General features: G+C 67.3%; 15 protein-coding genes and 1 tRNA gene. 4 read left to right on the top strand and 12 right to left on the bottom strand.

The window, feature by feature from the left end; translation table 11 throughout:
* Positions 1-278: 278 nt before the first annotated feature.
* From FHS96_RS24155 to FHS96_RS24175, 5 genes are all read right to left on the bottom strand, one after another.
* Positions 279-353 (bottom strand) — tRNA-Gln (locus FHS96_RS24155).
* A 59-nt stretch (positions 354-412) separates the two neighbouring features.
* A complete protein-coding gene (gene metW, locus FHS96_RS24160; RefSeq protein ID WP_429598033.1) occupies positions 413-1,003 on the bottom strand; it encodes a methionine biosynthesis protein MetW in 591 nt (196 codons plus the stop codon).
* Positions 1,000-1,434 carry a GNAT family N-acetyltransferase gene (locus tag FHS96_RS24165; protein WP_429598035.1) on the bottom strand — a complete coding sequence of 145 codons (435 nt, stop codon included), beginning with the start codon at positions 1,432-1,434 and terminating at the stop codon, positions 1,000-1,002. The genes metW and FHS96_RS24165 overlap by 4 nt, the downstream gene beginning before the upstream one ends.
* Positions 1,431-2,549, bottom strand: coding sequence for a homoserine O-acetyltransferase MetX (metX, locus tag FHS96_RS24170; RefSeq protein ID WP_429598037.1), 1,119 nt, complete (start codon positions 2,547-2,549; stop codon positions 1,431-1,433). Before metX ends, FHS96_RS24165 begins: the two co-directional genes overlap by 4 nt.
* Before the next feature lie 41 nt (positions 2,550-2,590).
* Positions 2,591-3,214: a hypothetical protein gene (locus FHS96_RS24175; protein WP_429598039.1), complete on the bottom strand. Its 624-nt coding sequence runs from the start codon at positions 3,212-3,214 to the stop codon at positions 2,591-2,593.
* A 149-nt stretch (positions 3,215-3,363) separates the two neighbouring features.
* On the opposite strand from FHS96_RS24175, the gene hisC reads away from it, so the two are divergent.
* Positions 3,364-4,476, top strand: coding sequence for a histidinol-phosphate transaminase (gene hisC / locus FHS96_RS24180; RefSeq protein ID WP_429598041.1), 1,113 nt, complete (start codon positions 3,364-3,366; stop codon positions 4,474-4,476).
* Positions 4,476-5,384, top strand: a complete 909-nt coding sequence (locus FHS96_RS24185; RefSeq protein ID WP_429598043.1) for a prephenate/arogenate dehydrogenase family protein — start codon at positions 4,476-4,478, stop codon at positions 5,382-5,384. The genes hisC and FHS96_RS24185 overlap by 1 nt, the downstream gene beginning before the upstream one ends.
* Positions 5,385-5,483: 99 nt before the next feature.
* Here FHS96_RS24185 and FHS96_RS24190 read toward each other — a convergent pair whose 3' ends face one another.
* From FHS96_RS24190 to ftsE, 5 genes are all read right to left on the bottom strand, one after another.
* Positions 5,484-7,859 carry a beta-L-arabinofuranosidase domain-containing protein gene (locus tag FHS96_RS24190; protein WP_429598045.1) on the bottom strand — a complete coding sequence of 792 codons (2,376 nt, stop codon included), beginning with the start codon at positions 7,857-7,859 and terminating at the stop codon, positions 5,484-5,486.
* A gap of 98 nt (positions 7,860-7,957) precedes the next feature.
* Positions 7,958-8,644, bottom strand: coding sequence for a lysophospholipid acyltransferase family protein (locus FHS96_RS24195; protein ID WP_429598047.1), 687 nt, complete (start codon positions 8,642-8,644; stop codon positions 7,958-7,960).
* A gap of 2 nt (positions 8,645-8,646) precedes the next feature.
* On the bottom strand, positions 8,647-9,177 hold the full coding sequence (locus FHS96_RS24200; protein ID WP_429598049.1) for a YdcF family protein: 531 nt from the start codon (positions 9,175-9,177) through the stop codon (positions 8,647-8,649).
* Entirely contained in the window at positions 9,174-10,097 is a 924-nt protein-coding gene (locus FHS96_RS24205) for a cell division protein FtsX (RefSeq protein ID WP_429598051.1), read from the bottom strand. Before FHS96_RS24205 ends, FHS96_RS24200 begins: the two co-directional genes overlap by 4 nt.
* Positions 10,094-10,816: a cell division ATP-binding protein FtsE gene (gene ftsE, locus FHS96_RS24210; RefSeq protein WP_429598389.1), complete on the bottom strand. Its 723-nt coding sequence runs from the start codon at positions 10,814-10,816 to the stop codon at positions 10,094-10,096. Before ftsE ends, FHS96_RS24205 begins: the two co-directional genes overlap by 4 nt.
* A 178-nt stretch (positions 10,817-10,994) precedes the next feature.
* On the opposite strand from ftsE, the gene FHS96_RS24215 reads away from it, so the two are divergent.
* On the top strand, positions 10,995-11,750 hold the full coding sequence (locus FHS96_RS24215; protein WP_429598053.1) for a zinc-ribbon domain-containing protein: 756 nt from the start codon (positions 10,995-10,997) through the stop codon (positions 11,748-11,750).
* Between the two features lie 6 nt (positions 11,751-11,756).
* On the opposite strand, the gene FHS96_RS24220 is transcribed toward FHS96_RS24215, so the two are convergent.
* Complete coding sequence (locus tag FHS96_RS24220) at positions 11,757-12,734, bottom strand: AraC family transcriptional regulator (protein ID WP_429598055.1); 978 nt, start codon at positions 12,732-12,734, stop codon at positions 11,757-11,759.
* A gap of 99 nt (positions 12,735-12,833) precedes the next feature.
* Here FHS96_RS24220 and FHS96_RS24225 point away from each other — a divergent pair, with 99 nt between their 5' ends.
* Complete coding sequence (locus FHS96_RS24225; RefSeq protein ID WP_429598057.1) at positions 12,834-13,142, top strand: DUF8200 family protein; 309 nt, start codon at positions 12,834-12,836, stop codon at positions 13,140-13,142.
* 18 nt (positions 13,143-13,160) lie between these two features.
* On the opposite strand, the gene FHS96_RS24230 is transcribed toward FHS96_RS24225, so the two are convergent.
* Positions 13,161-13,988, bottom strand: coding sequence for an ABC transporter permease (locus FHS96_RS24230; protein ID WP_429598059.1), 828 nt, complete (start codon positions 13,986-13,988; stop codon positions 13,161-13,163).
* Between the last annotated feature and the right edge of the window lie 28 nt (positions 13,989-14,016).

Raw genomic sequence — 14,016 nt, forward strand, 5'->3', positions numbered from 1 at the left:
CAGTGTTAACGCGTCACCTACGGAAGCTTATTGATCGGCACTCATTGACGCGGTCGCTATTGTTGCAGGTATCCCTTAGGCAGGTCGCGGCGAGCTGTCGCCGACACGTCCAGACCCGTTCTCCACGCGTCAGACGCTCGATATGCAGCCTTGGCCTCTGCGGGTCACTCGGAACACGGATGGGTTACGAGATCCGACCGTTTCGACTCAGAGCCACTGCCCGGCGTGAGATCGATTCCGATTTAAGGACACCTAGCAGCCGAATACGACGGTTCGACTGGCTGGGGCGGCAGGATTCGAACCTGCGAATGCCGGTACCAAAAACCGGTGCCTTACCACTTGGCGACGCCCCACCATCGGCAGGCGGTGGCCCTTAGCGCCTCAGGCGCGGCGGGGAAAGCCCCAAAACGCTTCAGCGACTAAGCAGGAACACCGCATGGTCCGCGCGGAAATTGGCGGCGGCGGCGGTCGTCAGCGATCCGCCCGAGAGGAACCAGGCCTGCTCCACCGCGATGCCGCGTTCCTTCACGAAGGCGCGGAAATCGTCGATGGTCAGGTGGTGGATGTTGGGGGTGTCGTACCAGCGCATGGGCAGGTTGTTCGTCACGGGCATCCGCCCGCCCCACAGCAACGACAGCCGCACCCGCCAATGCGCGAAATTGGGAAAGGAGACGAAGGCGTGGCGGCCGATACGCAACAGATGATCCATCACCTGGTCCGGACGACGGGTCGTCTGCAACGTCTGGCTGAGGATCGCATAGTCGAAGCTGTCGTCGGGATAGGAAGCGAGGTCGGTATCGGCATCGCCCTGCACCACCGAAAGGCCCCGCGTCACCGCGCGCGACACGTCGCCGGCATCGAGTTCGAGCCCGCGCGCATCGACCTGGCGTTCGTCGCGTAGCGCGACCATCAGCGCGCCGTCTCCGCAGCCGATATCGAGCGCGCGAGCGCCTGGCGCGACATTGGCGGCGATGATGGCGAGGTCGGGGCGAAGCGGGGTCATCGGCGGTACACGTCCGGGTCGTGGCGCTGCATCATCAGCGTGGGGTCGGCAATCGGCGTCCAGCCGAGCGACACGTAGAGCGGGTGGGCATCGCGCGTCGCGAGCAGCCAGCGCCGCAGCCCCTGCAGCCGTGGATGGCTCTGGAGGTGCGCGACCATCGCGCGCGCCAGCCCCTGTCCGCGCGCCTCCTCCAGCACGAAGACGTCGGCGAGATAAGCGAAGGTGGCGTGGTCGGTGACGACGCGCGCGAAGCCCAGCTGCCGATCGCCCGCGAACACGCCGACGACGTGAGAGCCCGCCACCGCACGCTCCACCGTCTCGCGCGGGATGCCCTCTGCCCAATAGCTGCGCGCCAGATAGGCGTGGATCACGTCGATCTGCATCTCGGCATGATCTTCGGAGAGGCGGTAGCCCGCCGGCAGCACGCTCACGCCACGCCCGCCCGCAGGAAACCGTCGGCGACGCGATTCAATTCGGGAACGTCGAGCAGGAAGGCGTCATGGCCATAGGGGCTCGACAGTTCGACGAAGCTTGCCTGCGCCCCGGCCGCGTTGAGCGCCTGCACGATCGTGCGCGATTCGCGGGTGGGATAAAGCCAGTCGGTATCGAAGCTGACCAGGCAGAAGCGCGTGCGCGTGCCGCGGAACGCGTTGGCAAGCAGACCGCCATGTTCCTCGGCGATGTCGAGATAGTCCATCGCCCGGGTGATATAGAGGTAGGAATTGGCGTCGAACCGGTCGACGAAGCTGATCCCCTGATGGCGCAAATAGCTTTCCACCTGGAAATCGGCGTCGAAGCCGAAGCTCTTGGCGTCCCGCCCCTGCAACCGGCGGCCGAACTTCTCTGTCAGCCCCGCTTCGGAAAGATAAGTGATGTGCGCAGCCATCCGCGCCACCGCGAGCCCCGCGGCCGGCGGCTTCCCGCCATAATAATTGCCGCCGTTCCAGTTGGGATCGGCCATGATCGCCTGCCGGCCGACCTCATGGAAGGCGATATTCTGCGCGCTGTGGCGCGCGGCGGAGGCGATGATCAGCGCGGCGCGCACACGATCGGGAAAGGTCGCCGCCCATTGCAGCGCCTGCATGCCCCCCATCGAGCCGCCGACCACCGAGTCCAGCACAGAGACGCCGAGATGATCGAGCAGCATCGCCTGCGCACGCACCATGTCTCGCACCGTGATCACCGGAAAGCGCATCGCATAGGGGGCGCCGGACAAGGCGTTCATCGAGGCCGGGCCCGAGGACCCCATGCAACTGCCAATGACATTGGCGCAGACGATGAAGTGCCGCCCAGGATCGATCGGCTTGCCCGCCCCCACCATGCGCGACCACCAGCCCGGCTTGCCGGTGATCGGATGGGTGGAGGCGACATGATGATCGCCGGTCAGCGCATGGCAGATCAGGACCGCGTTGGACCGATCGGCATTCAGTGCGCCGTAGGTTTCATAGGCAATCTCAACGGGGAACAGCGTGCCGCCGCCATCCAGCGCGAGCGGCCCGGGGAGGATCGCGTGGCGCGCAAGGCCATAACGCTGGTCGTCGGACATTCGCGCGCCCTTAGGCGCGTGCGCGCCGGCGTTCAAGCGGCTCAGCGCGGACCGCCGCCCTCGAGGCCGCTGAAGCCCAGCGACACCGCACCCGGCGGGTTTGACGCGGCGACGACATGGATCATGCATTCCACGCGCGGGCCGGCCGCCGGATCGACCAGGGTCGCGGCGTCCAGCGTCACCATGTCCTTGCCCTCGGCGGCCAGCGCGGTGCCCTGCCTGGCGCCGCAATGCGCCTCGACCGCACGGGCATAGTCGGCAAGCGGCACGCCATCCGCCGGCTGCGGCAACCCAGCGATCAGATCATGTTCGGTCAGCCAGCGCACCGCCATGTCATGCTGCCGCTGCTGCACCATCGGCCAATAGATCGCGCGATAGCGCGTCTCGATCGCCTTGTCCTCGAACTGCACGAGCATGTCGGTGCGCACGCTGGTTTCGGCGAGGCAAGTGAGCGTTTTGTCGCCTAGCGCATCCGCGCCCTTCGCGATCTGGATCGCTTCCTCGTCGAGATCCTTGTCGAACCCAATCGCAACGCGGCCCGGCACGACGCCGCACGCGACAACATCCTCGCGGCTCACCGCCGGCGCAGCATTCTCCGCATCCGCGACCGCGGCGGAGGAATTCCCGGTGGCCAGCGCCAGCGCAAGCACCAGCGCGCTCAGCATCCCCGCGTCCCGGCAGGGAACAATTCGGGCGCCGATCGCGCCTCTCTGCAACCGTTCATGACACCTCTCCTTTTGGGGCACACTAGCATGAACAACGCGTGACACCAGCGGCTTGCCATCGCCCCGCCGTTCCGCCATGCGCCGACACCATGTCAGAGCCCGTCAACGCCCCCGTCCCCAAGCCCTGGATCATGGACATCGCGCCCTATGTTCCGGGCCGTTCGACCACCGATGACGGCCGCAAGGTCGCCAAGCTCTCGTCCAACGAGAACCCGCTGGGCACCAGCCCCGCGGTGGTGGAAGCGTTCGAGCAGGGTCGGGCCAGCCTCAGCCGCTATCCGGATGCGAGCGCCGCGGCGCTGCGTGAAGCGATCGCCGCGCGCTACGGCCTGGATCCAGCGCGAGTGATCTACGGCACGGGATCGGACGAGGTACTGCACTTGGCCGCCGGCGCCTATTCGGGGCCGGGGGACGAGGTGATCTACGTTCGCTACGGTTTCTCGGTCTACGACATCGCCGCGCGCCGCACCGGCGCGACGCCGGTGATCGCGCCCGACAAGGATTATGCGACCGACGTCGATGCGATCCTCGCCGCCGTCACCGAACGCACGACATTGGTGTTCATCGCCAACCCCAACAATCCCACCGGCACCTATACGGCGCGCGAGGAATTGCGCCGCCTCCATGCCGGGCTGCGCCCGGACATCATGCTGGTCGTCGACCAGGCCTATGCCGAATATCTGGAGGGGGACGAGCAGGACGGCGCGTTCGAATTGTCGCAGACCGAACCCAATGTGATCGTCACCCGCACCTTCTCCAAGATCTACGGCCTCGCTGCCGAGCGGATCGGCTGGGGCTATGGATCGGAAGAAGCGGTGGCGGCAATGCACCGCATCCGGGCGCCGTTCAATGTGACCAGCGCTGGCCAGATCGCCGCGATTACCGCGGTCAACGACCTTGCCTGGGAAGAAGCCAGCCGTGCACACAACCGCGAATGGCTCGCCTGGCTGGTCGGTGAGGTCGGCGCGCTGGGCAATCACGGCTTGCGCGCGGTGCCCAGCCGCGCCAACTTCCTGCTGGTGCTGTTTGAAGGCAATCTCAGCGCCGAGCAGGCCTATAGGGGGCTGATGGACGCGGGCTATATCGTCCGCTGGCTGCCTGGCCAGGGGCTGCCGCACGGCCTGCGCATCACGGTGGGCACGCCGGAAGAAACACAAGGGCTCGCGAAGGCGCTGCGCAGGCTGTGCGAGGCGGCGGGCTGATGCTGCCTTTTTCGCGGGTTACCGTCATCGGACTGGGGCTGATCGGCTCCTCTATCGCGCGCGCGATCCGCCAGCATATGCCGACCGTGCGGGTGACAGGACATGATGCCGATCCGCAGGTGCGCGAGATCGCCCGCGCCATCGATCTGGCCGACGACATCACCGACACCCCCGGCGCGGCTGTGACCGACGCCGATTTCGTCATATTGTGCGTGCCTGTCGGCGCGATGGGCGCCGCGGCGGCAGACATCGCCGCCGACCTGCCGCCCGAGGCGATCGTCAGCGACGTCGGCTCGTGCAAGGCGAGCGTTGCGGCGGCGTTGGCGGCAGCGCTGCCGGGTGTGACGATCATCCCCGCGCACCCCGTGGCGGGCACCGAGAATAGCGGGCCGGAAGCCGGCTTCCCGAGCCTGTTCCACAAACGCTGGTGCATCATCACCCCCGCCGCCGATGCGGACGCCACCGCGGTCGCACGCGTCGAGGCGTTCTGGCAGGCGCTGGGTGCCGAGGTCGAGCGGATGGACGCGACACACCATGACCTGGTGCTCGCCGTCACCAGCCATCTTCCGCACCTGATCGCCTACACAATCGTCGGGACCGCATCGGACCTGGAGACCGTGACGCGCGGCGAGGTGATCAAATATTCGGCCGGCGGCTTTCGCGACTTCACCCGCATCGCCGCGTCCGACCCGACGATGTGGCGCGACGTGTTTCTCTCCAACAAGGAAGCCGTGCTGGAGATGCTCCAGCGCTTCTCCGAGGATCTGACTGCGCTGCAGCGTGCGATCCGCTGGGGCGATGGCGATACGCTCTTCGACCTGTTCGCACGGACGCGAGCAATCCGGCGGAGCATCATCGAAGAGGGCCAGGATGATGCGCGGCCGGACTTTGGGCGGTCTCACGAATAGGGAGAGCGCTCCTCCCCTCCCCAGCTTCCAAATGCCAATAAGCACCTTCGTGTGACTCGCCCCTCGACTTCGCCCGGGACGAACGGAGGGGAACCGAACTCAAACGGTCGCCGCTGCCTGCGCCACCATCATCCGCACCTCATAGATATCCGCCTCACCCTTCCGCGCGGTGAACGACACCGTTGCGCGCGCTGCGTTGCCTGCGGCCAGCGGATAATCCACCGCCACGAACTTGCCGACCTTTGGCCCGGGCCGCCGCTCGGTCGCTAGCAGCACGCCATCGACGCGAATCTCAATTTCGCGGTCGATATCGCCGCCCCAGTAGATCACGCGCAGCACCGACGCCCCCGACTTGCGCGCGAGGTCGATCGACAGGCTCTGCCCCGGCTTCAGCTTGCGCGCGCTGCGGCCATGGAGTTGCACGGTGGCGCTTTCCGCCGCCTTGAACGCGTGATCGCGCTCGGGCTGCATCTCGCCCAGATAAACGGTGTCGACCGTGCGCTTCGCCAGCGCCTGCCGCTCGGCCTCGGCCGCGACATAGGTGTCGCGCGCTGCCGCCCAACGTTCGGGGGTGAAGGTGGGGAAATAGACGGCGGTGCGGCGGTCGTACTGGTTGAAGAAGGGCGCAAGGCTGATCGATTCGCCCAGCGCCGAGCGCGCGGTGAAGCGATGCGCGCCGCCTGCAGGGGTCAGCGCCGCCCCGGCATCGCCAGCGGCGACCAGCGCCGGACCGGCGCCTTCGAACGGCTCGGCCGCCGGCCCGAGGTCCGCCGCGAGCACCAATGGGCCATGCGTGAAGGCGACCAGCGCGGGATCATCAGGCGTCGGCTCCGCGGCGAGCGCCATCGGCAGTTCGAGGCGGATGCGCTGGCCAGCGCGCCAACGACGGCTGAGCATGGCATAGCCATCGCGCCGTGCGATCGGCACCGCCTTGCCATCGACGCTGAGGCGCGGCTCGCGCGCCCATGAAGGCAGACGCAGCGCAAGCGTGGTCGCGGCGGCGGGCGCCTTGCGAATGGTGAGATCAACGGTGCCGTCCATCGGGAAGCGCGTGTCGAGATCGAGCGCGAGGCCCTGCTCGGCGAGGTCGAGCGAGGAGGGGATGAACAGGTTGACGTAAAGCGTGGCCGGCCCCTGCCAATAGATCGATTCGGCATGTTTTGCGTGGCTCTCGATCCCCGAGCCGACGCAGCACCAGAAGCTCTCCTCGGCCGTCGAATAGCTACGCCGCGCCCCCGCCGAGAGCGGCATGAAATAGACGAAGGCGCCGTCCGAAGGCCGCTGGTGCGCCAGGATGTGATTGAGCTGGACGCGTTCGAAATAGTCGAACCAGCCCGCATCCGGCTGCCACGCATAGAGGTGCCGGGTGAGCTTCATCATGTTGTAGCTGTTGCACGCCTCGCAGGTCGCCTCGGTGATCGCGCCCGCGATCGCACCGGGCGGGCCGAAATGCTCGCGCTCCGAATTGCCGCCGATCACATAGCTGTGACGGCCGGTCACCGCCTTGTGGAAAAAGCGCGACGCTGTCGCCTGCCGGGCCTCGCCGGTAAGCTCGTAAAGCCGCGCGAGGCCGATCAGCTTGGGGATCTGGGTGTTTGCGTGAAGCCCGGCGAGCTTGTCCTGTTCGGCCGCCAATGGGTCGAGCACCGCCTTGTGACGGATCTTTTCCGCCATCCGCAGCCAGCGCGGATCGCCGGTCAGTGCATAGGTTTCGGCATAGCTGTCGTTGAGGCCGCCATGTTCGGCGCGCAGCACCTGCTGCATCTGCGCATCGTCGAGCGGCTCGAGTACGCCCGCGAGATAGGCGGAGAGGCCGAGCGCGATCGGCAGTGCGCGGGCATTTCCCGCCAGCCGGTGCGCATCGAGCAGCCCGGCATGAACCTTGTGCCAAGTGTAAAGCGGCACCCAGCCGCCGTTGAGATCGAAGCCCTGCGTGCGGATCTCGCCGCGGCGCACCTCCTCGAACACGATCTTTCCGTCCACCGTCTCGCCATCGCGGTCGACGGTAGTGCCGCCGCAATAGCCGTCGCCATGCGCCGCCTGGATCCGCGCCATTTCGGCGAGGCAATGGTCGAGCCGCGCGGCCAGCGCCGCGTCGCCGCCATTGGCGATCGCGAGCGCGCAGGCCGAAAGCCAATGGCCGAGCGAATGGCCGGCGATGCCCTGTGCCTCCCACCCCTCATAGCGCGGCGCCGGTGCCGGGAGGCCGGCGGAAAGATAGAAATTATGGAGCAGCCGCTCCGGGTCCAGCGACAGCAAATAGCGGCGATTTGCGGCTGCCGCGTCCGCGAAAATCGAGGGCTTGAGACGGACGTGCCGGAGGCCGACGGGCTCAACTTTGCGGACCCCCGCGCCGGCAGGAATGGCAGCCAGCGCTGGTCCGACAAATGCGGCGACGGCTGTTCCAGCGAGCATTTGCCGGCGCGACAGCCGCAGCAGCGCGCCTGCAATGATATTCTGGCCGTTCCAGTTCATCCCTGCCTCCATCGCCGTATCCGTAGTCGCGGCATCGATACGATTACTCGGAGTATAATTGAAGGAACAGCCCGCGAAAGGGAAGCCGGAAGAAGGCGTCAGTGGTTCAGCGCGTTGATCGCACGATGCACCCGCGCCTCAACCTCGGCGCGCGGCAGGCCGGTCGGGATCGTCTCTCCGATGCGGAAGGTGATCGTGCCGGCGTGCTTGGTCATCCCGCGCGTCCACAACCGCCCGCTGTCGAGGGCGATCGGCACCACGGGCAGCCCCAGCGCCTTATAGAGCCCGGCGAAGCCGGCGCGGATCGGCGGCGTCTCTCCGGGCGGCACGCGCGTACCCTCTGGGAAGATCAGCACTGAACGCCCCTCCCCCGCCGCGGTCTTCGCCGCCGCCAGCATCTCGCGCATCGCGCGGGCGCCGGCGTCACGATCGACAGGGATGATGCCATAGCGGCGTGCCGCCCAGCCCCACAGCGGGATGCGCGAGAGTTCGGCCTTCATCACCACCGCGGGCGTATCGAACATCGGGATCGCACGCAGCGTTTCGTACATCGCTTCATGCTTGAGCGCGACGAGCACCGGTCCTTGCGGCAACTGCCCTTCGATGCGGATATGGATGCCCAGCAGCACCCGCGTGGACCAATCGTAGAAATGGCCCCAGCCATTGGCCACGGCGACCAACCAGCGCCGGTGGACCAGCCCTGCGATCAACGCCGCCAGCACGAAGAGCACCGTGGCGCCGTAGAAGACGAGCATGAACAGCAGCGAGCGCAATGCGGCGATCACGCTCAGAGCCCCACGAGCACGGCGGCGCGGCGCACGAGGAACTTGTTATATTCCATCAGCAGCATCCCGAAATTGGGGTCGCTCTTCACGGCATCGCCCACCACCGTCACATCACGCGGCAGCGCATGCCGCAATTCCAGTGCGGCGCGCGGCATATGCCAGTCCGTGGTGACAAGGCGGACGCTGCGATAGCCCCGCGCCTCGATCCAGCGCGCGGTCTCCTCGCCATTGGAACGGGTATCGACCGCTTCATGCCCCAGATCGACGCAGCACTCGAACAGGGCGAGCGGCGCGCGCGTGCGCAAGGCGAGTTCGTGCGGCTTCACCGCGGGCGCCACGCCCGAAACGAGCATTCGCTTGGCAAGTCCGCGACGCATCAGGGCAAGCCCCCGCTCGATCCGCCCTGGGCCGCCGGTCAGCACGACGATCGCATCGGAGCGCGCCGGCGGCAGCGGCTGGGGTAACAGCACGACGAACAGCGCGAAACCAAGCGCCCACACGATAAGCAACAACGAGGCGGCGCGCCGGATCATGGCAATCGCTCCAGCGCGCGCAGGATGGTGAACCGGGCGGCGATCGTTGCGAGCACACCGCCCGCCACCGGCAGGCAGGCAAGCAGCAGCCACCCGCCCGTCCCGATCGCACCGCCGGCGAGCGCGGCGGCGCCAACCGCCTCGATCCGCGCACCGATCGCGAGCAGGGCGACGATCCCCGCCGCCGCCCCCGCAATGCCGCCGAACAGCGCATCCAGCCCGATACGCCGTTGGAACAGGCCGGCGATGCGACCATCCGTTTCGCCCAGCAGATGGAGAATCGCGATGGTCTGGCGATGCGTGTCGAGCGCGCCGCGCGCGGTCAGCACCACCGTTGCGGCAGTGGCCGCGGCGACCAGCGCGACGATCACGCCCGCTAGCAAGGTCAAGGCGCCGAGAAGCCCCGACAGCGGCGCAAGCCAGCCCGCATGCCGATCGATCCGCGCGCCGGGCGCCACACGTGCCAGCACTGTCTCGATCCGGCCCAGCACCGCCGCCTCGTCCGCCGGAGCGATGTCGAGATCGATCAACACCGGTACCGGTAGGTCCGCATCGATCCCGCCGACACCCAGCCAGGGTTCGAGCAGCGCCGCGATCTCCGCATCGGGCACCCGGCGAACGTCGCCGACGCCGGTCATATTTTCTAACGCCGTGATCGCCGCCTTAGTCGCGGCAACGCGACGCACTGGATCGGCCTCGACGATTTGCACCGTCGCGCGGCCGGCCAGGTCAGCGCGCAATCCGCCAGCGGCGTTGGACAGGCCGAGGCCGGCGGCGGTGGCGAGCACCGCAAGAAACATCATGATGGCCACCACCCAGGGCATCGGCCCCACAGCGCGCCCTTCTGGCAGCAGGCGGCGATCGGCAGCGCTGCCGAACGAGCGAGCGATCGCATCGCCGAGCCATGCGGTGCTCGTCACGCCGCCGCCCCCGTTTCGGACCGCCGCCGCGGCGGAAAGCGCAGCGCGCCGGTCGGGTCAGCCAGGCGGCCGCGATCAAGCCGCATGATCTGCGGATCCGCCACCGCCTGCAGCAGATGGATATCGTGCGTTGCCACCACCAAAGTCGTGCCCAGCCGGTTGAGGCCGTCGAACAGATGGAACAGACGCGCCGCCATCTCGGCATCGACATTACCGGTCGGCTCGTCGGCGATCAGCAGCTCCGGTCGCCCGATCACCGCGCGTGCGATCGCCACGCGCTGCTGCTCGCCGCCCGACAGTGTCTCGGGTCGCGCTCCCGCACGCGCGCCGAGCCCCACCCAGTGCAGCATCTCCTCCACCGGCCCGGCGATCTCGCCTTCCGCAACGCCGGCGACGCGCAACGGCAGCGCGACATTGTCGAACACCGACAGGTGCGGCAGCAGCCGGAAATCCTGGAACACCACGCCGATCCGGCGACGCAGCGCGGGCAGGCGCGCGCGCGGCAGGCTCGCCACATCTTCGCCGAACAGCCGCACGGTACCGGTGGTGGGCTTCAGCGCCAGGTAGAGGAGCTTCAACAAAGACGTCTTGCCCGCACCGGATGGACCGGTCAGGAAATAGAAACTGCCGGGCGCCAGCGCGAAATCGATCGCCGAAAGGACATCGCCCTCGGCGCCATAACGCAGCCCGACATCCTCGAATTGTACGATGCTGCCCAAGCCGCTTCCCGGTCCGCCCATTCGCATTCGCCATCGCACAGCCGCAGGTGCGGCGTAAAGCGGCGGCGATCGTTCGCGGCCATGCTTCGACGCTTGCATGCGGCGCGCCAACGGTGCTTAGAAGCAGCGGACGGCGCAAATCGCGTCCGAGAATGACAGAAAAGTCTGCCCGCAAACGATGATCCTGCAGTGCCCAGAATGCCGGACGACCTATTCCGTGCCCGACGACGCGATCGGCGCGGAAGGCCGATCGGTGCGGTGCGCGGCGTGCAAGCATAGCTGGTTCCAGCCTCCGATCGATCCGGACGAATCCGCCGCGATGGCCGAAGCCGCGCCGCCGCCCGAAACGCAGGCAGAATCGGACGATCAGCCGGTGTCGGAAGCAACCGCGCCCGAGGCGTCGGCGCGGGAAACAGCCGCCGTCGAGGAACCCGCCGCCACGCCATCCGAGGCGCCGGCGACACAGACAGCTGCCCCACAGGCGCTGCCGCCGAAGCGCTCGCGGCGGTGGATCGGCGTTGCGGCATGCGGCGCGCTCGCGCTGCTCGCCGGGGTGCTCGCACTGTTCTATTTCGGCTCACCGACGTTCGCGAACGATTTTGCCAGCCGGCTGGGCTTTGCGGAGCCCGCGCCGCGCGTGGTGCTGCTGATCGAGCCTCCCACCACCGAGCGCCGCGAGATGGAGAGCGGTAACGAATTGCTCGCGATCAGCGGCCGGATCGTGAATCCTACCGACAGCCCGCAGCGCGTGCCCGATATCCTCGCCGAACTGCGCGATACCAGCGGCCGCGTGGTCTATGGCTGGACGATCACCCCGCCCGACCGCCAGATCGCCCCGCGCGCAACGATGGAGTTCAACAGCGCCGAGGTTGATGTGCCGCGCGCCTCGAACAAGCTGCAACTGAGCTTTTCGGGCGACGCCGCTCGCAAATAGCCGCGATCAGCGCGCCAGCGCCGCTTCCGCCTGCCGAAGCGCGGTGCTGGGCGGTGCCGGCACCGGCTTCTCCGCCGACGTCCGGCGATACTGCCCCGGGCTCACCCCGGTGACCCGGCGGAATGCCTTGGAGAAGGCCGATTCATTGTCATAGCCGACGCGATAGGCGATCCCGGCGATCGTCTCCGCGGACTGGCGCAGCATCGTGCCGGCGCGATACATCCGCCACCGCGTGACATAGTCGAGCGGGGTCAGCCCCACGCGCATCCGGAACCGCGCGGCGAAAGAGGATCGCGACATGCCGGCGAGCCGCGCGAGTTCGTCCACCGTCCAGCCATGGTCGACCGCGCCGTGGATCGCACCCAGCACCGGCGCCAGCCGCGAATCGCCCAACGCCCCCAGCCAGCCGCCGGCCTCCTCGCCCGCGCGGTCGGCATAGGCGCGGATTGCTTGGATGAAGAGAATATCCGCCAGCCGGCTAACGACGATCGAGGTGCCGAGGTTACGCTGCCCGGTCTCGAACGCGAGCAGTTGCAGCGTTGCCTGGATCATCTGCGATTGATCCTCGGCAACGCGCGCGAGGATCAATCGCGGCATCAGGTCGATCAGCGGCCGGGCGCTGACCGCATCGAACATGAACCAGCCGGTGATCACCGTGGCCGGCGCGCCGCCGCCGCCATGGCGGACGACATGATGCTTGTGTTCGCGCAGTGCATCGAAGCAGAATTTGGTCGGGGAGGCCGGATCGTCCTGCAGCACATAGCGCAGGCCGGAGGCGATGACATAGCAGTCACCCGATTCGAGCCATACCGGCGCCTCGCCGTCGACGCTCAGCCAACAACCGCCTTGCGCGACCAGACCGAAGCGTGCTGCGCGACCACGGACGAATTCCACCCCCCAAGGCGCACTGCCCTCGAACCTCGCGTAAAGCGCAGTGCGAGTCCGCATCGCGGCGAAGACATCATCAAGCGGATCGACTGACATTTGGACGACCAACACAAGTTTTGCGCGTTGTAGCGCTTCATCGTCCGAAATTCCAGTAGCATAATGCAACCATTACTTATACTTCGCAAGGAGGATGTGATGGTTCGCATGATGTCTTGGGCCGTAGCCGCTTGCCTGATCACCGCGGCGATGCCCGCCTGGGCGGGCAGCACAGGTGAGGTGCACTTTGCCGATGGCGTCGCCGTCCCCGAAAAGGTGGTGGTGGAAGAACGGCTGTGGCGGTGCGCCGAGCGCCAGTGCAGTGGCCTGGGCGAGACGCGGGGCGTCGCGATGATGCGCGCCTGCAAGGCCCTGGCCCGCAGTGTCGGCACCGTCGCCAGCTACAAGGTCGGCGTCGCCGGGCTGGAGGCGGATGCGCTCAAGACGTGCAACGCCGCTGCAGACTGAGCCGCGCCGCACGCGGCGTCAGTTCTTGATGTTCCAGCCGCGCTCGAGCAGCGCATAGGTGATGCCGAGCAGAACGAGGTTGATCGCAAGGATAAGGCCCGCGCCCATCAGCACGGGCGAATCCGCCCGCTCGAGGAAGCCGTAACGAAAGCCGGAAATGACGTAGAAGAACGGGTTGGCGTGGCTGATCGTCTGGAACAGCGGGCTGAGCCGGTCGACCGAATAGAAAGTCCCGGACAGCAGCGACAGCGGCGCAACCACGAAATTGCTGACGGCGGCGGCATGGTCGAACTTCTCCGCCCACACCGAGGTGAGCACCCCCAACGCCGACAGGAAGATCGATCCCATTAGACCGAACCACAGCACGCTCAGCAGATGCGAAGGCAGGATGTGGACGCCGGGCCAGAACAGCATCGCCAGCCAGAGCGTGAGCCCGACGAGCATGGCTCGCGTGGTCGCGGCGCCGACCAGCGCCGCCAGCAATTCGGCCGTCGAGAGCGGCGGCATCAGATAATCGACGATCGTGCCCTGGATCTTTCCGACCAGCAGCGAGAAGCTGGCGTTGGCGAAGGCGGCCTGCATCATTCCCATGATGATCAAGCCGGGCGCCACGAAATCGGCGAAGGGCACGCCCATCACCTGCGTGCCGCCGCGGCCGAGCGCGACGGTGAAGATCACGAGAAAAAGCAGCGTCGTCAGCGCAGGCGCCCAGATCGTCTGGAGCTGCACCTTGAAGAAACGCCGCACCTCCTTGATATAGAGGGCACGCATCCCCGCCCAGTTGACGTTCCGTATGGTCGGGACGCCAGGTGGGTTGCGGACTCCGGATTCGGGCTGGCCGTTCATTGCCGGATCGCCTATCGGCGTTCGGCCC

Source organism: Sphingomonas zeicaulis (genome assembly GCF_050433225.1).
GTDB lineage: Bacteria > Pseudomonadota > Alphaproteobacteria > Sphingomonadales > Sphingomonadaceae > Sphingomonas_D > Sphingomonas_D zeicaulis.